The following is a 21,103-nucleotide window of genomic DNA, read 5'->3' on the forward strand; positions in this document are numbered from 1 at the left end:
CACAGTAAGTGCTTGTGGCGACTTTTCACGGTAAGGTGATTTTCTCCGGTAACGGCGCAAGCTCGCGACGGAATCGGTAGATCGCCGCCCTCCGTACCGGGAGTAGGCACGGCGACGCCTGAGGCGCCGCCGTGCCATAAATCACTCAACATCATCGCCAGATCCGCGCCCGCGGATCAGGATCGACAAGGGTCATGGCACGCCTCCCCGTCAGTCTGCTCCGGATGTCGCTGCGGCATCGCCATCGAGGGCGCCCTCGATCATCGGCACGAGCCGCTCCACCGCGTAGGGGATCGACAGGAGCGAGGCATGCGAGAACGCGCCGGTCAGTTCCTCGTCGAGGAAGATCTCGCTGCCCCGCTCGACGGCCCCGAGAAAGGCCCGCGCCGGCAGGTCGAGAACGGGCTGCCTGTCGCCCTCCTGGGGCAGCCACACGAGAAGGTCGGTATCGATCGGCGAGAGATCCTCGGGGGAGAAGGTGACGGCGAACTCGTTGCCGACGATCAGGTCGTCGAGCGCTTGCGGTGTCTCGAAGCCGAGGTCCGCGAGCAGCTGCGGACGGACGTCGTTCGAGGTGTAGGCCCCGAGTTCGCCGTTCCAGAGGTAGGCGACGGCGGCGGTCTTGCCCGACCATTCCGGGTGCGCCGCGCCGGCGGCCTGCAGCTGCGCCTCCACCGTCTCGATCCGCGCCTCGGCTTCGGCCTCGCGGCCGACGGCCCGGCCGGTCAGGCGTGCGCGTTCGTCCCAGGGCAGCGCGTAATCCCCGACGCCCTCGGGCACCGCGACGACCGGCGCGATCAGGCTGAGCCGCTCGTATTCCTCCGCCGTGATCCCGGACCACAGGGCGACGATCACGTCGGGCTCCGCCGCCGCGACCGCCTCGAAGTCGATCTGGCCGCGCAGGATCGTCGGCGTCTCCTCGAGCAGCGGCTCCGCCCAGGGCCAGACCGAGCGCGGGTAGTCGCCGTACCAGTGCCGGATCGTCACCGGCTGGATCCCGAGGGCGAGCAGGTCGTCCGCGCCGGCAAAGTCGAGCGAGGCGACCCGTTCGGGCGCGTCCTCGATGACCGAGGTGCCGAACTTGTGCTCGAAGGTCACGGGGTAGTCCTGCGCGAGGACGGGGCCCGAGAGGGCCGTGAGGATGGTCGCGGTGGCGGCGGTGAGGCGCAGCATGTCTTTCTCCGGTGTGCTTGTCGGTTGGGTTGTTCGTGAAGCCGGGGGCTCAGGCGGCCGGCAGCCCGTGCCGCCGGCGCAGATAGGCGCGGAGCATCTCGTCGCGGCTGTCGGGATCGCGCAGGACGCAGGTCGAGCAGTAGTCGCCGCCCTCGGTGGTGTAGTAGCGGCAGCATCCGCCGCGCGCGCGAAACCAGTCGCCGATGTCCGGCCGCTCCGGCAGGTCGACGCGGCAGAACCCGGTCTGCCGGGCGAAGAGCGGGCTGCCTCGGTCGCGCAGGGTCGCGAGCGCGAGCGCCATGGCCTCGTCTTCCCGCTCGTCGTGCTTGCCCTGCAGCAGCAACGCGCCGGCGAAGGAGTCGCCGACGATCCGCCACAGCGCCCCGCGCGACAGGCCGGAGCGAGCGGTCAGCGCCTCGACGAGCGGCGTCAGGAGGACCGGGATGGCCGGCCCGAGCGCGGCCGTCGCGTCGTCGCGGGAGACCAGTCGTGGCTCGGACAGCACCACGTCGTAGGCCCGGCCTTCGCCGCTCTCCCCGTCGAGGCTCCAAGTGGCACGCCGGGCCACCAGCGCGACGCCGTCGGGGGAGAGGTCGCCGGGCCCCATCCCGCGCAACGCGAGCGCGGCGAGAACCTCGCACAGGGCGAAGGCGACGCGCCCCAGCAGGTATGCCGCCCCGACCTTGTGGTCCGCGCCCGCCTCCGCGCCGGCCTCCGCCAGCAGCCATGCGTCCACGAGAGCGCCATCCGGCGAAGCGAGCCGGAGGGCGTCGCGGGGCAGGGCGCCGTGCGACAGGACGGCAGAGAAGGCGTCGCGTGGCCGAGGCAGGGACGCTGCCACGGTGGCGAAGTCGGGGTCGTCCTGCGTGCCGGGCACCGGCGTGCCTTCGACTGGTCTTCGGAACTCGACGGTCATGCGGGCCTCGCTTGCGTGCGCAGGATGAGCCAGACGAAGATCGGCACCCCGAGGATCGCCGTGACGAGGCCGGCGGGGATCTGCACGGGCGCGAAGGCCACGCGTCCGACGAGGTCCGCGGCGCCGACCAGGGCCGCGCCGGCCGCGGCCGAGAGGGCGAGGTGGAGGCCGACGCCCGAGCGGGCCAGCCGGTGCGCGATGTGCGGCGCCACGAGGCCGACGAAGCCGAGCGGCCCCACCATCGCGACCGCCGACGCCGCGAGCGCGACCGACAGGGTGATGAGCGCCGCGCGCGTCCGCCCGACCTTGAGCCCGAGTCCGACCGCCACGTCCTGCCCCATCCGCATCGCGGCCATCGGGCGCGACGCCGCGAACAGGGCCGGGACGAGGCACAGCAGCGTGCCGGCCAGCATCCCGGCCTCGCTCCATCCGGCCGCGTGGACGGACCCGGCCAGCCAGCCGAGCGCCGAGACCGCGCGGTCGATCTGCCCGTAGGTCAGGAAGGCCGAGGTCAGGGCGGAGATGAAGGCGGCGATGCCGATCCCCGTCAGGATGAAGCGCATCGTCGCGCCGCCCGTCCGGCGCATCGCGATGCCCTGGATCAGCGCGGCCACCGCCAGCGCGCCGCCGAAGGCGAGCAGCGGCCGGAGCGCCTGCGGCAAGTCCGGCCAGACCACGATCGCCGCGACGACGGCCAGCCCGGCCCCCTGGCTCACCCCGACCAGCGAGGGGTCGGCCAGCGGATTGCGGGTCACGTTCTGCAGGGCCGCCCCGGACAAGGCCAGCAGCGCCCCGGCCGCAAGCGCGGCGAGGGTGCGGGGAAAGCGGAACTGCCACACGACCGTCTGCGCCATCTCGGACGGCGGCCGCCCGGTGAGCGTCGCGACGACGTCGAGGGCGCCGAGAGGGTAGCTGCCCGCCATCAGGCTGACGATGAGCAGCACGCAGCACAGCCCGAGCAGCAGGCCCAGCACGGCAAGCGCCCGCAGGGGCAGGGCGAAGCTCACCGGGCCGTCGAGCCGGCTGAACATCCCGGCGGTCGTCACAGTCGCGTCCTCACGAGCCACACGAAGATCGGCGCGCCGATCAGGGCGGTGACGAGGCCGGTGGAGATCTCGACCGGCGCCAGCAGCAGCCGCGCGACCACGTCGATCACCAGCAGGTAGCCGGCGCCGGCGAGCGCCGACCACGGCACGATCCGCCGATAATCCTGCCCGACGAGCAGCCGGACGGCGTGGGGCACGACGAGACCGACGAACCCCATCGGCCCGGCCAGCGCCACGGCGGCGGCGGTCAGCGCCACCACGGCGAACAGGCTCAGCGCCTTGAGCCGCACCACGTCCGTGCCCAGCCCGATCGCCGTCTCCTCGCCCATGGCCAGCGCCGTGACCTGCCGGGCAACGGCCAGGGCGACGATCAGCCCGGCGCCGAACCAGGGCAGGGCCCACTTGAGGACCTCGTTTTGCGCCCCGGCGAGCGAGCCCGTCATCCAGACGCGCAGCTGCTCGAAGGTCTGCTCGTCGAGCAGGCTCGCGACGGTCACGAGCGCGGCGAGGAAGGCCATGACGGCCGCGCCCGCCAGGATGAGCGTGAGCGGCGCGGCGCCGCCCGGTGCAGCGGCCGCGATCCCCCAGACCGCGCCCGCGGCGAGAACCGCGCCGACGGCCGCGACGAGCGGGATCAGGGTCGGCGATGTCAGGTCGAACACTCCCACGACGACCACCACGGCGAAGGAGGCGCCGACCAGCAGGCCGAGGATGCCGGGCTCGGCGAGCGGGTTTCGCGTCACGCCCTGCATCAGCGCGCCCGCCACCGCCAGCGCCGCACCGACCAGCGCGGCCAGCAGCGCGCGCGGCAGGCGCAGGTCGACGACCACCACATGATCGAACAGTGCCGGATCGTAGCTCAGCAGCGCCTCGACCACGACGTGGAGCGGGATCGACCGGGCGCCGACGGAGATGTGCCAGGCGAAGGCGAGCGACACCGCGGCAATGCCCAGCAGCGGCGCGAGGGACGACAAGCCCGGTCGCTCGAGCGGCACAATCATTCCGCCGCGATCCTCGGCGTGTGAAGGACGGCGGGTTCGACTCGGGGCACGCAGACGGGCCTGCCGCTGACGGGATCCCGCACGACGGTCGCATCCAGCCCGAAGACCTTGGCGAGATTGGCGGCGTTGAAGACCGCGTCGACGCAGCCCTCGGCGCGGATGCGGCCGTCCTGCATCATCACCAGGTGGTCGGCGAAGGCGGCGGCGACGTTCAGCTCGTGCAGGACGACGACGACCGTCCGCCCCTCCTGCTTCGCGATCCGTCGCAGCAGCTGCATCAGGTCGACCTGCACCTTGAGGTCGAGGAAGGTCGCGGGTTCGTCCAGCAGCAAGAGTCCGGTCTCCTGCGCGAGGACCATCGCGATCCAGCACCTCTGGCGCTGCCCGCCCGACAGGTCCGACACCGGCCGCTCGGCGAACTGCGCTACATCGGCGGCCTCCATCGCCGCCTCGACCGCGTCCGCGTCCCGGCGCGACCACTGACGCAGCAGGGACTGGTGCGGGAAGCGCCCCTGAGCCACCAGCTCGCGCACCCGCAGCCCCTCCGGCGCCACCGGCCCCTGCGGCAGCAGGGCGAGGCGCCGCGCGACCTGCCGGGTCGGAAGCTGGCCAATGGGGCGCCCGTCCAGAAGGATGTTTCCGGCGTCCAGCCGCAGCACGCGCGCCATCGCCTTCATCAGCGTCGACTTTCCAGAGCCGTTCGGCCCGACCAGCACGGTCAGGGCGCCGTCCGGCACGTCCAGCGACACGTTCCGCACGATGGGTGCGCCGCCATACCCGACCGAGGCATCCCGGAGCTGCAGACGCGGCGCGTCCCGCTGCTCCACCGGCTCATCGTACTGTGCTGTCGAACATTTCAACCTCATGCCGCAGTGACTAAGTAAAAGAGTCGGGTAATGCAATAGCTGACAGGAATGGTCGGAGATTTCGCACCGCTTCGCGATTGATCGAGCCGTGCCACGGCCGCTACACTTCTCTGATGAGGATGCCGCGATATCAGGTTCTGCTGCTCGCCGCGCTCGAAACGGTCCGCGGCCTCTCCGGCGCGTATGCCGACGAGCTCACCGTGGCGACCTGGGGCGGCATCTATCAGCTCAGCCAGAAGAACGCCTACGCCGGCAGCTTCGAAGACCTGAGCGGGTTCGGCATCACGTGGGTCGAGTACCAGGGTGGCCTCGACGAGGTTCGCGATCAGGTGGCGCGCGGCGAGATCGAGTGGGATGTCGTCGACGTGCTCGGGCAGGATGCGCGGCAGGGATGCGCGGACGGCCTGTTCCTGCGGTTGCCCGACGACCTGTTCCCCGTCGAGATCATCCGCGACCTCGTCATGGAGCGCCCCAACGACTGCGTCGGGCCCAACATCACGTGGTCCTGGGTGACGGCCTACGACACCAGTGCCTTCCCCGCAGCGCCTCCCGCCTCCGTCGCCGACTTCTTCGACGTCGCCGCCTTCCCCGGCCCCCGCGCGATCGCCGCCTGGCCGCAGGCCAATCTCGAGATGGCCCTGCTGGCCGACGGGGTGCGCCCGGGCGAGGTCTACCCGCTGCTGCGCACCGAGGCGGGGCAGGACCGGGCCTTCTCGGTGCTGAGCCGGATCGCGGCGGACCTGCGCTTCTGGTCGTCGGGGGAGGAGCCGGTGGCGTTGCTGCTGGCGGGCGACGTCGTCATGAGCACCGCCTACAACGGCCGCGTCGCGGCGGCGCAGCTCGCGGGGGAGACGCGGATCGGCGCGGTCTACGAGGGGCAGATCCTCGACGAGGAATGGTTCGCCATCGTCGCCGGCACGCCCAACGAGGCCGCCGCGCTGGCGTTCCTCCGCCATGTCGCCGCGCCCGAGCAGCAGGCCGCGCAGGCGCGCTGGATCCCCTATGGCCCGATGCGCCGCTCCGCGCTCGCGATCATCGCCGAGGGAGAGCCGTGGTTCCACACCGGCCAGCCGGTGCTGCCGCACATCCCGTCGCGCACGGACCGGCTCGAGGATGCGCTGGTGCTCGACCCGGACTTCTGGGTCGAGCACGGTGACGCGCTGACGGCGCGGTTCGCCCGCTGGCGGCGGGGGCTCGGCCTCTGAGCCCGCTCAGTCGGGGTGATGGTCGCGGGCGGCGCAGCTCGAGGCCAGGAGCACCCAGGCCCAGTTGAAGCCGCCGGTCTCGCCGTGGGCGTTCAGGTAGTCCTCCTGCAGGAGGTAGGCGTCCCACTCCATCGCCTGCGGGCAATACCAGTGCTGCGCCTCCGCCTGCCGGTGGTGGACCATCTCGTGCAGCAGCACGCTGCGGTCGCGGGTGGTGTCGCCATACCATTGGCGCACGAGGTAGATCGTGGCGCTCTGCTCGTCGTAGACGCCCCGCACCGTGTGATCGAGCGTCGTCGTCCGCCCCTCGAGCAACAGCTCCGCCCCCGGCGGGACCAGTTCCACGCGCGCGAGCGGCGTGGCGGCGCGGGGCAGGTCGGTGTGAAGGTCGAGCCAGTGGTCCAGCTCGTCCACCAGCGACAGGATCGTGCCGCGCTCGTGCGGCGACTGCAGGCCGGCGACCTCGGGCTCGGCGCTGGCTTGGGCGGTGGCGAGGAACAGGGCGGCGAAGGTGCTGAGGGGTCTCATCTGCGAATCTCCCGTGCTGGATCGCGATGAACCGAGGCTGGCGTTCGCCTCTCAGCTGAGGGCGATTGCGCTCTCAAGGCAGTCTCAAAAGCGCACGGCCCGGCCGTTCGGCGACAGCTCCGCCCCCGGGCGGCCGCTTGACCGGGCCTCCGGCTTGGCCGGATCATCCGGCATGAGCTGCCTCAGGCTGACACTCCTCGGACCGTTCGCGCTCGCGACCGCCGCTGGCGCGCCGATCAGGATCGACACGCGCAAGGCCCGCGCCTTGCTGGCGGTGCTCGCCATGGCGAATAGCCGACCGCTGGCGCGGGAGCGGCTCGCCAGCCTGCTCTGGAGCCGCGGCAGCACGCGGCAGTCGCTCGCCTCCCTCAGCCAGGCGCTCTACAGCCTGCGGCGCGCGCTGGGCGAGGCCGCGCCGGCGCTCGTCGTGTCGGCGGAGACCGTGGCGCTCGCGATGGATCGGGTGTCGGTCGACGCGCTGGAGCTAGAGGCCGCGGCCAGCGAGGGAGGAGCGGCGGGCTGGCGGCGCAACCTCGCGCTCTACGCCGGGCCGTTCCTCGACGATCTGTCGATCGACACCGAAGACGGCTACCGCGAGTGGCGGCAACAGGAGCGCGCGCGGCTCGAGGCCATCGCGACCGGCGCGGGCACGGCGCTGATGAACGCCTGGGAACATGCGCCCGACGAGGCCGACCCGGCGCTCGTGGACCGGCTCCTGCAGATCGACCCCTACAACGAGCCCGCGACGCGGGTGAAGATGCGCTGTCTCGCGCTGGAGGGCCGGAGCGCGGCGGCGATCGAAGCGCTGGAGGCGATGACGGCGCGGCTCGAGGAAGACCTCGCTGTCGCCCCGTCGGAGGCATCGCTCGGGTTGGCGGAGGAGATCAGGTCCGGCTCCCTCGCCCCGCGAGCGGGCGCTGTGGCGCGGGGGGTGCCTTCGGGCCGATCCGCGACCGGGCCGCTCGTCGCCATCGCCGTGACCTGCGTCCTGCTTCTGTCGGTCTTGCTCCTGCGCGATCCGCTGCCCCGGCCCGACAGCATCCGCCTCCTCGTTCGCCCCTTCCACGCCGACAGCGGGATGACGGAAGACCTCGCCACAGGCTTCGCGGACGATCTGGCGACGGAGCTGGTGCGCCGCGCGTCGCTCCACGTCCTGTCGCGCGAGAGCGGCCGGCTGGTGCCCGTGGGGGGCGAGGCCCGCACCGCCGCGAGCCATGTGCTCGAGGGGCGGGTGCGGGCGGTGGACGAGGGCTGGACGATCAACCTCTGGATCACCGAGCTGTCGACGGGCCGCGAGGTCTGGGCCGAGCGCTTCGAGGGCAGCGCCGGCGATCCGCGCCTCCTGCGCGACGAGATCGTCGCGGAGCTCGGCGAGCGGATCGGCATCGCCCTCCGCCCCGCCGCCGACCTGCCAGCCACGACCCTCACCGATGCCGCGATGCCGGCCTACCTGCGCGCGCTCGCCCGCCTCCATTCCGGCACGCCCGAGGGCAACGCCGAGGCGATGGCGGCGCTGGAAGAGCTTGCGCAGGCTCATCCCGCCGCTCCCGAACCCGCCGCGGCGCTGGCGCTGGCCTACGAGCGGATCGCCTTCGGCGCCGACGCCCACGCCCGCGCGGCCGGTCTGCACTGGCGGGAGGGCTACCTCCTGCTGAAGTGGCAACTGGCGCGCACCGAGGCCGACCACCCCGGTCTTCTGGCCGCACGCGCCCGCCTGGCGCTCCGGCGGCTCGATCACGCCGAGGCCGAAATCTTGGCGCGGCAGGCGCTCGCCTCGGAGAGCGCGCATGTCGCCGCCCTCGAGGTGCTGGCCGAGAGCCTCGCCCTGACCGGCGATACGGGGGAGGCGCGCCGGCTGGCGACCCGCGCCGTCCTGCTGTCGCCGTCCGCCCCCGCCGGCGGTTACACCGCCATCGCGCTCGCGACTTTCGCCGAGGGCGACCTCGCCGCGGCGGCGGACGCCGTGGCCATGGCGCTCGACGGCACCGCCAGCCCGTCCCCGCGCCTCCTCGCCCTCGCCGCCGCGATCCGCGGGCTGGGGCCGGACGCGCCCCGCGCCCGCGCCGCCTTCGCCGACCTCGTCGCCGCCTCCGAGAGTCGCCCCTTCGGCGCCTGGCGCCTCGGCGACATCACCTACACCAACCCGCGCGCCGCCACCTGGAGCCGCCCCACGGGCACCGACGCCGCACAGCTGATCCGCTTCGCCGACCCAGCGGTGGACGCCCTGCTCCGCAGCGGCCTCGCCCGCGCGGCGGGCGAGGCGGCCTCGACCGCGCCCGCCCGCTCGACACCTCTCGAGGGCGGCGAAATCGAAGAGCTGCTGATGAACGCCCGCATCGTCGGCCGGCCCAGCTGGCTGGCGCGCCAGTCCTGGAGCCAGATCCGCACCGCAAGCGGCCACCTGGAGCAACGCGGCCCGCTCGGCCCCCTGCCCGCCGCCCGCGAGGGCCGAAGCCGGATCGTCGACAGCCGCCTCTGCGACCGCTGGACGTGGCGGGACAGCGATCTCGAGAGCTGCCAGCTCGTGGTGCGGACCGGGTTGCCCGGGACCTTAGCGATGATCGGCGAGATCGGTGTCTTCCCCTTCGTGGCTCCGGATTAGAGACGGGCGCCGCTTCTGTCAGGGATAGTAGACGCCGCCCGTCGCGCGGCGGGGTTTGCCAATGTTCTCGGGCAGGGGGATGAACTCGGCCTCGTCGCCCGGCACCGTCTCGAACCGGCCCCGCGCCCATTCCTCCTTGGCGGCCTCGATGCGCTCGGGGCGCGAGGAGACAAAGTTCCACCAGATGTAGCGCGGCCCGCCCATCGGCGCGCCGCCGAACAGCATGAACCGTGCCGTCGACGTGGCCCTGACGGTGATCGCGTCGCCCGGGCGCAGCACGAGCAACTGACCCGGCGGGAAGCTGTCGCCCGCGATCTCGATCTCGCCCGAGATGGTGTAGAGCGCGCGCTCCTCGTAGGTGGCGTCGATCGGCACCTGCCGGCCGGCCTGCAGCTCGATATCGCCGTAGAGCGTCTCCGAGGCGGTCCGCAACGACGAGCGCTCGCCGAAGGCCTCGCCCGCGATCAGCCGCGCCTTGATGCCGTCGCTGTCGAATACGGGCAGGTCCTCGGCGCCGTGATGGATGAACTCGGGGTCGGATTCCTCGTCCGCCTCGGGCAGCGCCATCCACGTCTGCAGCCCGAACAGCCGCTGGCCCTGCTTGCGCTTCTCGTCGGAGGTGCGCTCGGAGTGCACGATGCCCTGGCCGGCCTTCATCCAGTTGACTGCGCCGGGGCGGATCGCCTGCTCGGTGCCGAGCGAGTCGCGGTGCAGGATCTCGCCCTCAAACAAGTAGGTGAGCGTGGCGAGGTTGATGTGCGGGTGCGGGCGCACGTCGATGCCCCGGTCGGTCAGGAACTCCGCCGGGCCCATCTGGTCGAAGAAGATGAACGGGCCGACCATCTGCCGCTGGGTCGAGGGCAGGGCGCGGCGCACTTCCATGTCGCCCAGATCGACGGCGCGGGGCACGATCAGCGTCTCGATCGCGTTCACCGTGTCGCGGTCGCCGAGCTTCGGGTCGGGGATGGGGGAATAGCTCATGGTGTCGGTCCTCGTCTCGCTCTCGGGAAACATAGCGCATCGCGCGTTCAATCCGAGAGGGGGCGGCCGCATCGGTCGCGGCCATTGTGAGAGACGGCCTCGAACGCTAGTCACGCACTGGATCGGCCGCGCCCGATTTGGCGCACAGGGAGGGACGGGTATGGCGCATTTGAACCGACGGGCGGCGCAGCGCCTGATGCAGGCCGAGGGGCTCGACGCGCTGGTGCTGTTCTCGCCGGAAGCCTTCGCGCACGCCACCGGTGCGGCGCCGGGGGTGGCGACGATGTGGCGGCGCGAGGGGGCGGTGGCGGTGTTGGTCCCGGCCGATCCGGGCGTGCCGGAGACCGCCGTCGTCAGCGACCTCTTCGCGGCGGGCTTCCGCCGCGGCAGCCACATTGCCGACGTGCGCGAGAGCGCGATCTGGGTGGAGTCGATGACGCTGGCCGAGCCCGACCTCGACGGGCCTGCCGCCGCGCAGTTCGAGCCGCTCTGGAGCGGGGCGGAGCGACCCGCGGGCAACGCGCGCCCCGAGACCTTCGACGCCCGCGCGTGCTATCGCCACCTGCGCGACGCGCTCGCGGAGAAGGGGCTCGCGCGGGGGCGGATCGGGATCGAGCTGGCGGCCGTCTCGGCGCGGGGCTACCCGGTCCTCGCCGAGGAGCTCGCCCCCGCGCAGCTCGTCGATGCGACCACGATCGCCCGGACCCTGCGCGCCGTGAAGTCGCCCGGGGAGATCACGCTGCTGCGCGACGCGGTGCAGGTCGCGGAAGTCGGCATCGCGGCGGTGCGCGACGCGGTGACGGTCGGCGTCCGGCGCAGCGATCTGGCGGCGGTCTGGTCGGAGACGGTCGCGGCCGAGGGGGCGGGGCGGCCGATGACCGGCGCGTGGGAGTACATCTCCGTTGGGCCCGACCCGTGGGGCGGCGACGCGGTCGCGGCGGCCGGCGACCTGGTCAAGGTGGATGTGGGCTGCCTGATGCAGGGCTACACCTCCGACAGCGGGCGCACCTTCGTCGTCGGGCCGCCGCGCCGCCTGCAGTCCGACATGCATGCCGCCCTGATGGCCGGCTTTCACGCCGGCGCGGCGCTGCTGCATCCGGGCGTGGCGCTGGCGGAGGTGCATCGCGCCACGCAATCGGCAATTCGGGCACAGGGCCTGAGCGGCTACAGCCGGGGCCATTTCGGCCACGGCCTCGGCACCGGGCCGGGCTCCGAGGAATGGCCGTTCATCTCGGCGCAGGCCGAGACGCGGATCGAAAGCGGCATGGTGCTGGCCTTCGAGTGCCCGATCTACGTCACCGGCGTGGGCGGCATGATCGTCGAGGACCAGGTCGAGATCACCGACGACGGCCCGGTCTTCATGAACCGCTTGCCCCGCGACCTCGTTTCCTGCTGACGGCGGATCGCTTGCACCCGGGGTGAGTTGACGTGCAGAAAGAAGCTCGAGACGCCTCCCAACCGTGATCCGACAGGAGACCCCCATGAAAACCTCACTGCACGCCACCGCACTCGCCCTCGCCGCCGGCACCGCGCTCGCCGGACCCGCGCTGGCCGAGACCTGGCGCTTCAACAACTTCCTGCCCGAGACCCGCCCCGAGTCAGCGCAGATCGAGCAGTTCGCCGAGGACGTGAACACCGCGCTCGCCGATCGGGACTTCGAGATCGAAGTCTACCACGGCGGCTCGCTCGGCCTGCCCAACACCGACCTGCTGCGCGTGGTGCCGACGGGCGCCGTCGAAATGAGCCTGATGTGGGCGAACTATCTCGGCCGCGACGCGCCCGCGCTCGGCTCGGTCTTCGTGCAAGGCGCGATCAGCACGGTGGACGAATTGCTCAAGGTGCTGCCCGTGGCCCAGGAGATCTACGAGGAGGAGTACGACGAGTGGGGCATCACCACCGTCGGCTTCGTCGCGATCCCGACGCTCTCCGTCTCGGTCTTCTGCCGCGACGAGCCGGTGAACACGCTCGAGCAGCTGCGCGACGTCAAGCTGCGCGTCTGGGCGCGCGAGCAGGTCGAGACCTTCACCAACCTCGGCGTCGCCGCGCAGATCATCCCGCAGGAAGAGACGTACGTGGCCCTGCGCACCGGCGTTGTCGATTGCGCGCTCTACCCGGCGCTCTACGCCAGCACGATCTCCCTGCAGGAAGTGACGGAACACGCCGCCTTCCTCTATCCGATGGCCTCGGCGCCCTACACGATCGGCGTGCCCGACGAGTTGTGGGAATCGACCGATCCCGAGATCAAGTCGGCGATCACCGAGGCGGCGGACGCGCTCTGGGAGCGGACCAACCAGTACGACGCCGACCTCGAGAACGAGATGGCCGCACGCGAGGCTCTCGCGGAGCAGGGGATCACCTGGCACGACGACTTCCCGGAGGAAGACCGCGCGCTGTTCATCGACGCGGTCTCGGAGACCTGGCAGATGCTGGCCGAGGAAGCGGGCGGCAACGCGCTCGACTACCGCGAGCGCGTGCTGACGGCCCTGGGGCGCTAAGCCTCCGGTGACGCGCTTTCGTCATCACCTCGCGCAGGGGCTGGACCGTCTGGCCCTTGCGTTGGCGCTGGCCGCGTCGGCGTGCATGATCGCCATCGTGGGTCTCGTCACGACCAGCGTGATCCTGCGCCGCGTCGCGGGCACGCCGCTGCACATCACCGAGGACGTCGTCGGCCTGCTGCTGACCGCGATGCTCTTCCTCGGCCTGCCCTTGGTGACGCTCAGGGCGCAGCACGTCCGCGTCTCCATCGTGTCGAACGCGCTCGAGCCGCGGTTCGGCGGCGCGGTGCGGATCGCGGCGCTGCTGGTGGGGCTGGTGTTCTTCGGCTGGATCTTCCTCAAGGCGCTGCCCTGGCTCGAGTTCGCGTGGAAGCGCAACCTCAAGTCCGAGACGGCGCGCCTGCTGCTCTATCCGTGGATGGCGGCGCTGCCGGTGTCGGTCGGGCTGACGTGGCTGATCTTCGCCGGCCGCCTCACCGGCCTGCTGCCCCCCGAGCGCCATGCCTCGCTCGAGGCGCTGCCCGACGTGACCGACAACAAGGACTGAGCGGTGTTCTGGACCACACTCATCGGCGCGCTCGTGGCCAGCGCCGCCACCGGGGTCGCCCTCGGCGCGGCCCTCGGGCTGACGGGCATGATCCTGCTCCAGGTCTTCTCCAACGGCGCCACCGGGCTGGCCGTGGACGCGATCTGGAACGTCTTCAACTCGTTCACGCTCAGCGCCGTGCCGCTGTTCATCCTGCTGGGCGAGATCCTGCTGCGCAGCGGCGTGAGCAACCGCGCCTACGCCGCATTCGCCCCCGTCTTCAGCAAGGTGCCGGGCGGGCTGCTGCACACCAACATCGCGGTCTGCACCATGTTCGGCGCGGTCAGCGGCTCGAGCCTGTCGACCGCCGCCGCCGTCGGCTCGGTCGCCTACCCCGAGATGACGCGGCGCGGCTACGACAAGGACGTAATCGTCGGCTCGCTCGCGGGCGGCGGTACGCTGGGGCTGCTGATCCCGCCGAGCCTGTCTTTCCTGATTTTCGGCGCGCTGACCGAGACCTCGATCGGGCGGCTGTTCATGGCCGGCATCGTGCCGGGGCTGATGATCGGCGCGGCGTTCATGGCCTACATCTTCGTCAAGGCGCTGCGCCAGCCCCACGTCGCGCCGCGCGAGCAGGGTCACATGCCGCTGGGTGCGATCCTGCGCGGCATGGCGCAGATCTGGCCGCTGCTGCTGCTGATCCTCGCGGTGATCGGCAGCATCATCGGCGGCATCGCCACGCCGACCGAGGCCGCCGCGCTCGGCGTCGTCCTCGCGACGGCGATCTCGTTCATCTGGGGCGACCTGACCCTCGCGAAGCTGCGCGAGGCGATCTTCCACGCGACGCTGCTCTTCGCCGCCATCGGCTTCGTCGTGCTCGGCGCGACGATCCTCGCGCAGTCCGTCAGCATCCTCGGCGTGCCCCAGCAGATCCTCAATGCCGTCGCGGGCAGCGGGCTCGACCGCTACACGATCCTGCTCCTCGTGGTGCTGATCTACCTCGTGCTCGGCTGCTTCTTCGACGGCCTGTCGCTGATGATCATGACCCTGCCCGTGGTCTTCCCGCTGCTCGTCGGCCTCGGATACGACCCGATCTGGATCGGCGTGATGATCACCATCGTCATCGAGATCGGCCAGGTCACGCCCCCCGTGGGCCTCAACCTGTCGGTCCTCGCGAGCCTGACCGACAACGAGGTCAGCCTCGGCCGCGTCGCCCGGGCCACGGTGCCCTACTGGATCATCCACCTCGCGGCGATCGCGGTGCTCACCGCCTTCCCCGCCATCGCCCTGTTCCTGCCGGACCTGCTGTTCTGAACCCCGCCCGTTCGCTGGCGACAGGCTTGCTGCCGCCGCCGGCAGCGAGCCGCTGAAGATGTGTCCTTGCGCGATCGGATATATGATATACCGTCCGCCGCAGGGAGGACGTTCGGGTGACGGAGACGACCGCGTCGAAGGAGCGGCTGGAGCGGCAGAAGCTGTCGGAACAGGCGCGCGAAGCGATCCGCGACAGGATCGTCCGGGGCGCATTTCCGCTCGGGCGCAAGTTGCCGGAGGCGGAGCTGGTCGAGCTGCTGGGGATGAGCAAGAGCCCGATCCGCGAGGCCCTGCTGCAACTCGAGCGCGAGGGGCTGATCGAGATGGCTTCGGGCCGCAGCGCGCGCGTCTTCGCCATGGCCGACGGCGAGGTCGGGGAACTCGGCGAGCTGCGCCAGATGCTCGAGCTGCAGGCGATGCGCATGGCCGTCGCGCGCAATCCCGACGCGTTGCGCGCCGCGCTCGAGGACGTGGTGGCGCGGATGGAGGTGGCCATGTCGCGCGGCGACACGGACGCCTACAAGCTGCTCGACAACGATTTCCACCACGCGATCTTCCGCAATTGCGGCAACAGCTACGTGCACGACAACTACCGGATGCTGTCGTTCCGGGTGCAGGCGCTGCGCAACCGGCTGTCGCTCGACGACGCGCTCAACAAGAAGTCCCTGCGCGAGCACCGCGAGATCGCGGATGCCGTGGCCGCCGGGCGGATGGACGAGGCCGTGGCGCTGCTGGAGGTTCATATCGGCGACACGACCGACGCCTACCTCGCCCGGCTCGCGGCGGAGGCGGAGCAGGAGGCCGCGCCGGCGCAGGCGCTGGCGCCGGTGCGCGTGGATCTGGCCGAGATGGAGCGCTTCTCGCGCGCCGCGCTCGCGGCGGTGGGGGCGGACGCGGCCACGACCGAGGCGGTGACGAAGGCCCTGCTGCACGCCTCGGAGCACGGCGTCGACACCCACGGCTTCCGGCTGCTGCCCCACTACCTGCACGGTCTGCGCGACGGGCGACTCAACAAGCGCCCCGACGTGCGCGTCGTGCGCGAGAGCGGCGGCGCCTGCGTGCTCGACGGCGACGACGCCCACGGCGCCCGCGCGGCCTACGCGGCGGTGGAGCGGGCGCTGGAGCTTGCGCCGCGTCACGGGCTGGCGGCGGTGGCGATCCGGGGCTCGTCGCACTTCGGCGCGGCCGGGGCCTACGCGCTCGAGATCGCGCGGCACGGCATGATGGGCCTGGCCTTCTGCAACTCCGACAGCTTCGTGCGGCTGCATGGCGGCGCCGAGCGCTTCCACGGCACCAACCCCATCGCCGCCGCCGCGCCGGCGGGCGAGGGCGATCCGTGGCTGCTCGACATGGCGACCAGCGCGATCCCCTTCAACCGGGTCCAGCTCAGCCGCAGCCTCGGCCGTGCGCTGCCCGACGACGTCGCCTCCGACGCCAGCGGCGCCAACGTCACCGACCCGGACGTCGCCGAGATGCTCGCCCCGCTGGGCGGCGCGCTGTTCGGCTACAAGGGTGCGGGGCTCGCGGGGCTGGCGGAGGTTTTCTCCACCGCCTTCTCCGACGCGCCGCTCAGCGCCGAGCTGCCGCCGATGATCAGCGACGACATGGCGACGCCGCGCAAGCTCGGCGCCTTCGTGATGGCGCTCGACCCGGAGGCCTTCTCCGGCCGCGCCGTCTTCGAGGGCGTGATCCGCCGCTACCTCGCGGCCATCGCCGCGTCGGCCGCCGCGCCGGGCGAGACGGTGATGGCGCCCGGCACCCGCGAATGGGCGGAGGCCGCGCGCCGGCGCGCGCTCGGCATGACGCTCGACCGCACCTCCGTCGAGGCGCTCGCGCGCTTCGCCGAGGCGCACGGCATCGACCCGCTCCGGACCCGTCCGGAGGGGAGGTGACGACCCGAAACCAAGCAGTCATCAATCAGGGAGGATACAAGATGACGAAGAAGCTGACCCAGGCCATCGCGCTGGCCACCACCGCCGCCGCCGCGCTGACCGCCGCCGCGCCGGCCGCGGCGCAGGACGCGGAGCGGATGCTCAAGTGGGCCCACGTCTACGAGTCCACCGAGGCCTACCACACCTGCGCCGTCGAGGCGCACGACGATCTCGTCGAGGCGACCGACGGCCGCTACGGCATCGAGGTCTTCCCGGCCTCCTCGCTGGGTAAGGAAGTCGACATCAACGAGGGCCTCGGGCTCGGCACCGTCGACATCATCTACACCGGCCAGCTGTTCGCCGGCCGGGCCTACGGCCCCATGGCCATCGGCGGCGCGCCCTACATGTTCCGCGACTACGAGCACTGGGACGCGTTCCGCAATTCCGACCTGTTCGAGGAGCTGAGCCAGGGCTACGCCGACGCCACGGGCAACCACATCGAGGCGCTCACCTACTACGGCAACCGCCACGTCACCTCGAACAAGCCGATCACCGCGCCCGAGGACATGGAGGGGCTGAAGATCCGCGTGCCGAACGCGCCGCTCTACATGATGTTCCCCGAGGCCGTGGGCGCCAACCCGACGCCGATCGCCTTCGCCGAAGTGTACCTCGCGCTGCAGCAGGGCACGGTCGATGCGCAGGAGAACCCGCTGCCGACGATCCAGGCCAAGAAGTTCTACGAGGTGCAGTCGGACATCAACCTGACCGGCCACATCACCGACGCGCTGCTGACCATCGTCGGCGGCCCGACCTGGAACAGCATGGACGAGGCCGACCAGCAGGCGCTGTCGCAGGCCATCGACAACGCCGCCGCCTGTGCCACCGACGCGATCCGCGACCAGGAGGCGGAGCTGTCGGAGTGGTTCCGCGAGCAGGGGGTGAACGTCAACGAGGTCGACCGCGGGCCGTTCATCGAGGCGGTGCAGGCGATGCACAACGGCGAGATGGCGACCTGGGACCAGGAGACCTACGACCGTCTCCAGGCCATCGGCCAGTAACCGCGAGCCAGCCCGGCCGGCCCCCGCGCGGGGGCCGGCCCCTTGCCCCACAGGGACGACGAGATCATGACCGACAGGCGCGAGCAGACCGACGAGGACGGCCAGATCCGGCCGGCGCTGCATATCGAGGAAGACGAGATCGACCTGTCGGACCTCCGATGGGACGACGCGCTCGTCATGCTCATCTTCTGGGTGCTCGCGTTTGTCGTCTTCCTGCAATTCTTCACCCGCTACGTGCTCAACGACTCGCTCGGCTGGACCGAGGAGATCGCCCGCTTCCTGCTGATCGCGGTGACCTTCACCGGCTCGGTCATGGCGGTGCGCAAGAGCGCGCACATCGCGGTTGAGTTCCTCTACCGATGGGTCCCGCGGCCGCTGCGGCGGGTGGCGCAGACGCTGATCGACGCGGTTTCCATCGCCTTCTACGCCGGGCTCGCCTACCTGTCGGGCCAGCTCGCCGGGCGCACGCAGCAGATGATGGTGTCGATCGACGTGCCCAAGTCGCTCGTCTACTGGTTCGTCGCCGCCTGCTTCGCCGCGATGGCGCTCTACGCGCTGCGCAATGCCTGGCTCCACCTGAGCACCGGCACCAGCAAACTCATCGACCCCGAGCTGCACGCCGACGCCGTGCGCGCGATGGACTAGGAGCGCCCAGCCGTGGAAATCGCCTTTCTCTTCGTCATCCTCTTCGGGCTGCTGCTGTTCGGGGTGCCGGTGGCCATCGCGCTGGCGGGCTCGTCGGCGCTCTACATCCTGGCCAACGGGATGCCGCCGCCGATGGTCGTGGCGCACCGGATGATCAACGGGGTCGACAGCTTCCCGCTGCTCGCGGTGCCGTTCTTCATCCTCGCCGGCAACCTGATGAACACCGCCGGCATCACAGAGCGGATCTTCAACTTCGCGCTCGCCCTCGTGGGCTGGATGCGCGGCGGCCTCGGCCACGTGAACGTCGGCGCCTCGGTGATCTTCGCGGGCATGTCCGGTGCGGCGGTGGCCGACGCGGGCGGGCTCGGCGCCATCGAGATCAAGGCGATGCGCGACGCCAAGTACGACCCCGGCTTCGCCGTGGGCGTCACCGCCGCCTCGTCGACCATCGGCCCGATCATCCCGCCCTCGCTGCCGATGGTGATCTACGGCGTCGTCGCCGGCACCTCGATCGGCCAGCTCTTCGCCGCCGGCTTCATCCCCGGCATCGTGATGGCGCTGTCGTTGATGCTGATGGTCGCCTACTTCGCGCGCCGCCGGAACTTCCCGCGCGACCAGCCCTTCGTCATGTCGGTCCTGGTGAGCTCGTTCGGGCGCGCGTTCCTGTCGCTGATGACCCCGGTCATCATCGTCGGCGGCATCCTGTCGGGCGCCTTCACGCCGACCGAGGCGGCCGTCGCGGCCTGCGCCTGGGCGATGTTCCTCGGCCTCGTCGTCTACCGCACGCTGACGATGCGCCGGTTCCTGCGGGTGACGTTCGACACCATCGAGACCACGGCGGTGGTGCTCTTCGTCGTCGGCGCGGCGTCGATCTTCGCGTGGATCCTGACCTCCAACCGCGTGCCCGAGGCGGCGGCGGGGATGCTGCTGTCGGCGTCCGACCGGCCCTGGATTATCCTGCTGCTGATCAACCTGATCCTGCTGGTGGTGGGCTGCTTCATGGAAACGGTCGCGGCGATCACGATCCTCGTGCCGGTGCTGCTGCCGGTGGCGGTGGAGCTCGGCATCGACCCGGTCCATTTCGGGGTCATCATGGTGCTGAACCTGATGCTGGGGCTGCTGACGCCGCCGGTGGGGATGGTGCTCTACGTGCTCGCGCGGGTCGCCAAGATCCCGTTCGAGCGCTGCGTCGTCGCCACCGCGCCGTTCCTGCTCCCGCTGGTCCTGGTGCTCGGCCTCATCACCTTCGTGCCGGCCATCACCATGTGGCTGCCGACGCTGATCTACCGCTGAGGCGCCGCCCTCAGCGCGCCGACCAGCCGCCGTCCACGGGCAGGATCACGCCGTTGATGTAGCTGGCGGCGTCGGAGGCGAGGAACACCGCCACCTCCGCCACCTCCTCGGCCCGCCCGACCCGGCCGAGGGGGATGTTGGTGGTCATGGACGCCTCGAACTCCGGGTCCTCGAGCAGCTCGCCGATCATCGGCGTCGCGATGGGGCCGGCGCAGATGCAGTTCACCCGCACGTTGCGCGGCCCCCAGTCGGAGGCGAGGACCCGCGTGAGGGAGACGACGCCGCCCTTCGCGGCGGTGTATGCGTCGGCCCCGGGCACGGCGGCGATGGCGTTGATCGAGGCGCTGTTGACGATCGCGCCGCCCCCGCCGCGCGCCATGAGGGGCAGGGCGTGCTTGCAGCCGAGCGCGACGCCGCGCAGGTTGATCGCGACGATGGCGTCGAAGGCCTCGAGGGGGGTCTCGGTAATCCCCGCCATCTTGTAGCGCGGGCTCGCGCTGAAGCCGACGCCTGCGTTGTTGAACAGAACGTCGAGACGGCCGAAGCGGCGCTCGGCCTCGGCCACCATCGCCGCCAGGTCCGCCTCGCGCGCCACGTCGACCTCGAGCGCGAGGCCGCCGATCTCGTCGGCCGCCGCCTGCGCGCCGGCGAGGTCGACGTCGGCGAGGATCACCTGCGCGCCGCGCGCGGCGAACATTCCCGCCGCGACCCGCCCCTGGCCGGAAGCCGCGCCGGTGACGATGACCACCTTGCCCGAGAAATCCTGCGTCGCGTTCATCGCGTCATCTCCTGTTGCAACTGACATTGTTGGGCGAATTCGCCGATGCTACGGTCCGCCCATGATCCTCGACAGCCACATCTGCCTCATCGCCAGCGGCGCCACCGGACAGGCGCTGACCCATGATCTCGACTGCAGCGTCTGGGCCTTCCGGGGGCCGGAGGGCTGGCTGGTCTTCGACACCGGCGCGGGTGTCGACACCGGCGCGATGCTGGAGCGGATGGCCTTCTGCGGCATCGCGGCCGGGGACGTCGCGGCCGTTCTGCTCACCCATGCCCACGCCGACCATTCCGGCGGCGCGGCGGCGCTGATGGCGAAGCTGCCGCGCGCGCGGCTTCTGAGCGGGGCGGAGACGGCGCGGATCCTGGCGGGGCGCGACGAGCGGCTGATCAGCCTCGACAAGGCGCGCGGCCATTTCTACCCCCTCGATTACGAATGGACGCCTCCGGAGGTCGACGAGGTGCTGGCCCCGGCGCAGGCGCACCGGCTGGCGGGGCTCGAGGTCACGCTGCTCGAGACGCCCGGCCACAGCGCGGATCATTGCTGCTACCGGGTCCGCGGCGACGGGATCGACGCGCTGGTGGCGGGGGATGCGGTCTTCGCGGGCGGTCGGGTGATCCTGCAGGACATCGAGGATTGCAGCGTCTCCGCCAGCATCGCCTCGATCCGCAAGCTCGCCGGGCTGGACTTCGAGAGCTTCTTCGCGGGGCATGGCGGCTTCTCCCTGCGCGGCGGCCGCCGTCATGTCGAGGCGGCGATGGTGCACGCGGGGGCGGGCCTTCCGCCCCCGCAACTCTGAGCCGTC

The 21,103-nt window shown here is 71.4% G+C and carries 19 protein-coding genes; 11 read left to right on the forward strand and 8 right to left on the reverse strand.

Annotated elements, in window-relative coordinates; all coding sequences use genetic code 11:
• Positions 1 to 210: 210 nt before the first annotated feature.
• Genes OG2516_RS16785 through OG2516_RS16805 form a run of 5 tightly spaced genes read right to left on the reverse strand, consistent with a single transcriptional unit; the run spans position 211 to position 4,963 of the window.
• Positions 211 to 1,173: an ABC transporter substrate-binding protein gene (locus OG2516_RS16785; protein WP_007256799.1), complete on the reverse strand. Its 963-nt coding sequence runs from the start codon at positions 1,171 to 1,173 to the stop codon at positions 211 to 213.
• A 49-nt stretch (positions 1,174 to 1,222) separates the two neighbouring features.
• Positions 1,223 to 2,089, reverse strand: coding sequence for a (2Fe-2S)-binding protein (locus OG2516_RS19150; RefSeq protein ID WP_050769189.1), 867 nt, complete (start codon positions 2,087 to 2,089; stop codon positions 1,223 to 1,225).
• A complete protein-coding gene (locus OG2516_RS16795) occupies positions 2,086 to 3,135 on the reverse strand; it encodes a FecCD family ABC transporter permease (protein WP_007256801.1) in 1,050 nt (349 codons plus the stop codon). Before OG2516_RS16795 ends, OG2516_RS19150 begins: the two co-directional genes overlap by 4 nt.
• Positions 3,132 to 4,136 (reverse strand): FecCD family ABC transporter permease, encoded by a 1,005-nt coding sequence (locus tag OG2516_RS16800; protein ID WP_007256802.1) that lies wholly within the window; start codon positions 4,134 to 4,136, stop codon positions 3,132 to 3,134. The genes OG2516_RS16795 and OG2516_RS16800 overlap by 4 nt, the downstream gene beginning before the upstream one ends.
• Positions 4,133 to 4,963, reverse strand: coding sequence for an ABC transporter ATP-binding protein (locus OG2516_RS16805; RefSeq protein ID WP_007256803.1), 831 nt, complete (start codon positions 4,961 to 4,963; stop codon positions 4,133 to 4,135). The genes OG2516_RS16800 and OG2516_RS16805 overlap by 4 nt, the downstream gene beginning before the upstream one ends.
• Before the next feature lie 158 nt (positions 4,964 to 5,121).
• Between OG2516_RS16805 and OG2516_RS16810 the strand changes: the two genes are divergently transcribed.
• Positions 5,122 to 6,207: an extracellular solute-binding protein gene (locus tag OG2516_RS16810; protein ID WP_007256804.1), complete on the forward strand. Its 1,086-nt coding sequence runs from the start codon at positions 5,122 to 5,124 to the stop codon at positions 6,205 to 6,207.
• A 6-nt stretch (positions 6,208 to 6,213) separates the two neighbouring features.
• Here the strand turns inward: OG2516_RS16810 and OG2516_RS19155 are convergent, their stop codons facing one another.
• Positions 6,214 to 6,735 carry a DUF6647 family protein gene (locus OG2516_RS19155; RefSeq protein ID WP_007256805.1) on the reverse strand — a complete coding sequence of 174 codons (522 nt, stop codon included), beginning with the start codon at positions 6,733 to 6,735 and terminating at the stop codon, positions 6,214 to 6,216.
• A gap of 172 nt (positions 6,736 to 6,907) precedes the next feature.
• Here OG2516_RS19155 and OG2516_RS16820 point away from each other — a divergent pair, with 172 nt between their 5' ends.
• Positions 6,908 to 9,337 (forward strand): BTAD domain-containing putative transcriptional regulator, encoded by a 2,430-nt coding sequence (locus tag OG2516_RS16820; protein WP_007256806.1) that lies wholly within the window; start codon positions 6,908 to 6,910, stop codon positions 9,335 to 9,337.
• Between the two features lie 18 nt (positions 9,338 to 9,355).
• Here OG2516_RS16820 and OG2516_RS16825 read toward each other — a convergent pair whose 3' ends face one another.
• Positions 9,356 to 10,318: a pirin family protein gene (locus tag OG2516_RS16825; protein ID WP_040616245.1), complete on the reverse strand. Its 963-nt coding sequence runs from the start codon at positions 10,316 to 10,318 to the stop codon at positions 9,356 to 9,358.
• A 160-nt stretch (positions 10,319 to 10,478) separates the two neighbouring features.
• Here OG2516_RS16825 and OG2516_RS16830 point away from each other — a divergent pair, with 160 nt between their 5' ends.
• From OG2516_RS16830 to OG2516_RS16865, 8 genes are all read left to right on the forward strand, one after another.
• Positions 10,479 to 11,714, forward strand: a complete 1,236-nt coding sequence (locus OG2516_RS16830) for a M24 family metallopeptidase (RefSeq protein WP_007256808.1) — start codon at positions 10,479 to 10,481, stop codon at positions 11,712 to 11,714.
• Between the two features lie 85 nt (positions 11,715 to 11,799).
• Positions 11,800 to 12,813, forward strand: a complete 1,014-nt coding sequence (dctP, locus tag OG2516_RS16835) for a TRAP transporter substrate-binding protein DctP (protein ID WP_007256809.1) — start codon at positions 11,800 to 11,802, stop codon at positions 12,811 to 12,813.
• A gap of 85 nt (positions 12,814 to 12,898) precedes the next feature.
• Positions 12,899 to 13,360 (forward strand): TRAP transporter small permease, encoded by a 462-nt coding sequence (locus tag OG2516_RS16840; RefSeq protein WP_007256810.1) that lies wholly within the window; start codon positions 12,899 to 12,901, stop codon positions 13,358 to 13,360.
• A gap of 3 nt (positions 13,361 to 13,363) precedes the next feature.
• Positions 13,364 to 14,653 (forward strand): TRAP transporter large permease, encoded by a 1,290-nt coding sequence (locus tag OG2516_RS16845; RefSeq protein ID WP_007256811.1) that lies wholly within the window; start codon positions 13,364 to 13,366, stop codon positions 14,651 to 14,653.
• A 116-nt stretch (positions 14,654 to 14,769) separates the two neighbouring features.
• Positions 14,770 to 16,545, forward strand: a complete 1,776-nt coding sequence (locus tag OG2516_RS19770; protein WP_007256812.1) for an Ldh family oxidoreductase — start codon at positions 14,770 to 14,772, stop codon at positions 16,543 to 16,545.
• Between the two features lie 41 nt (positions 16,546 to 16,586).
• Positions 16,587 to 17,582, forward strand: coding sequence for a sialic acid TRAP transporter substrate-binding protein SiaP (locus tag OG2516_RS16855; protein WP_007256813.1), 996 nt, complete (start codon positions 16,587 to 16,589; stop codon positions 17,580 to 17,582).
• Positions 17,583 to 17,648: 66 nt separating this feature from the next.
• Entirely contained in the window at positions 17,649 to 18,227 is a 579-nt protein-coding gene (locus OG2516_RS16860) for a TRAP transporter small permease (protein ID WP_007256814.1), read from the forward strand.
• Between the two features lie 12 nt (positions 18,228 to 18,239).
• Positions 18,240 to 19,520 carry a TRAP transporter large permease gene (locus OG2516_RS16865; protein ID WP_007256815.1) on the forward strand — a complete coding sequence of 427 codons (1,281 nt, stop codon included), beginning with the start codon at positions 18,240 to 18,242 and terminating at the stop codon, positions 19,518 to 19,520.
• A gap of 10 nt (positions 19,521 to 19,530) precedes the next feature.
• Here the strand turns inward: OG2516_RS16865 and OG2516_RS16870 are convergent, their stop codons facing one another.
• Positions 19,531 to 20,298 (reverse strand): SDR family NAD(P)-dependent oxidoreductase, encoded by a 768-nt coding sequence (locus OG2516_RS16870; RefSeq protein WP_007256816.1) that lies wholly within the window; start codon positions 20,296 to 20,298, stop codon positions 19,531 to 19,533.
• A 61-nt stretch (positions 20,299 to 20,359) separates the two neighbouring features.
• On the opposite strand from OG2516_RS16870, the gene OG2516_RS16875 reads away from it, so the two are divergent.
• A complete protein-coding gene (locus tag OG2516_RS16875) occupies positions 20,360 to 21,097 on the forward strand; it encodes an MBL fold metallo-hydrolase (protein WP_007256817.1) in 738 nt (245 codons plus the stop codon).
• Positions 21,098 to 21,103: the final 6 nt, after the last annotated feature.

Source organism: Oceanicola granulosus HTCC2516 (assembly GCF_000153305.1).
GTDB classification, from domain to species: Bacteria; Pseudomonadota; Alphaproteobacteria; order Rhodobacterales; family Rhodobacteraceae; genus Oceanicola; species Oceanicola granulosus.

What these genes read in the sequence shown, in the direction of transcription:
- OG2516_RS16785 (WP_007256799.1), bottom strand. Translation starts at nt 1,173, where the DNA reads ATGCTGCGCCTCACCGCCGCCACCGCGACCATCCTCACGGCCCTCTCG.
- OG2516_RS19150 (WP_050769189.1), bottom strand. Translation starts at nt 2,089, where the DNA reads ATGACCGTCGAGTTCCGAAGACCAGTCGAAGGCACGCCGGTGCCCGGC.
- OG2516_RS16800 (WP_007256802.1), bottom strand. Translation starts at nt 4,136, where the DNA reads ATGATTGTGCCGCTCGAGCGACCGGGCTTGTCGTCCCTCGCGCCGCTG.
- OG2516_RS16810 (WP_007256804.1), top strand. Translation starts at nt 5,122, where the DNA reads ATGCCGCGATATCAGGTTCTGCTGCTCGCCGCGCTCGAAACGGTCCGC.
- OG2516_RS19155 (WP_007256805.1), bottom strand. Translation starts at nt 6,735, where the DNA reads ATGAGACCCCTCAGCACCTTCGCCGCCCTGTTCCTCGCCACCGCCCAA.
- OG2516_RS16820 (WP_007256806.1), top strand. Translation starts at nt 6,908, where the DNA reads ATGAGCTGCCTCAGGCTGACACTCCTCGGACCGTTCGCGCTCGCGACC.
- OG2516_RS16825 (WP_040616245.1), bottom strand. Translation starts at nt 10,318, where the DNA reads ATGAGCTATTCCCCCATCCCCGACCCGAAGCTCGGCGACCGCGACACG.
- OG2516_RS16830 (WP_007256808.1), top strand. Translation starts at nt 10,479, where the DNA reads ATGGCGCATTTGAACCGACGGGCGGCGCAGCGCCTGATGCAGGCCGAG.
- dctP (WP_007256809.1), top strand. Translation starts at nt 11,800, where the DNA reads ATGAAAACCTCACTGCACGCCACCGCACTCGCCCTCGCCGCCGGCACC.
- OG2516_RS16840 (WP_007256810.1), top strand. Translation starts at nt 12,899, where the DNA reads ATGATCGCCATCGTGGGTCTCGTCACGACCAGCGTGATCCTGCGCCGC.
- OG2516_RS16855 (WP_007256813.1), top strand. Translation starts at nt 16,587, where the DNA reads ATGACGAAGAAGCTGACCCAGGCCATCGCGCTGGCCACCACCGCCGCC.
- OG2516_RS16860 (WP_007256814.1), top strand. Translation starts at nt 17,649, where the DNA reads ATGACCGACAGGCGCGAGCAGACCGACGAGGACGGCCAGATCCGGCCG.
- OG2516_RS16870 (WP_007256816.1), bottom strand. Translation starts at nt 20,298, where the DNA reads ATGAACGCGACGCAGGATTTCTCGGGCAAGGTGGTCATCGTCACCGGC.
- OG2516_RS16875 (WP_007256817.1), top strand. Translation starts at nt 20,360, where the DNA reads ATGATCCTCGACAGCCACATCTGCCTCATCGCCAGCGGCGCCACCGGA.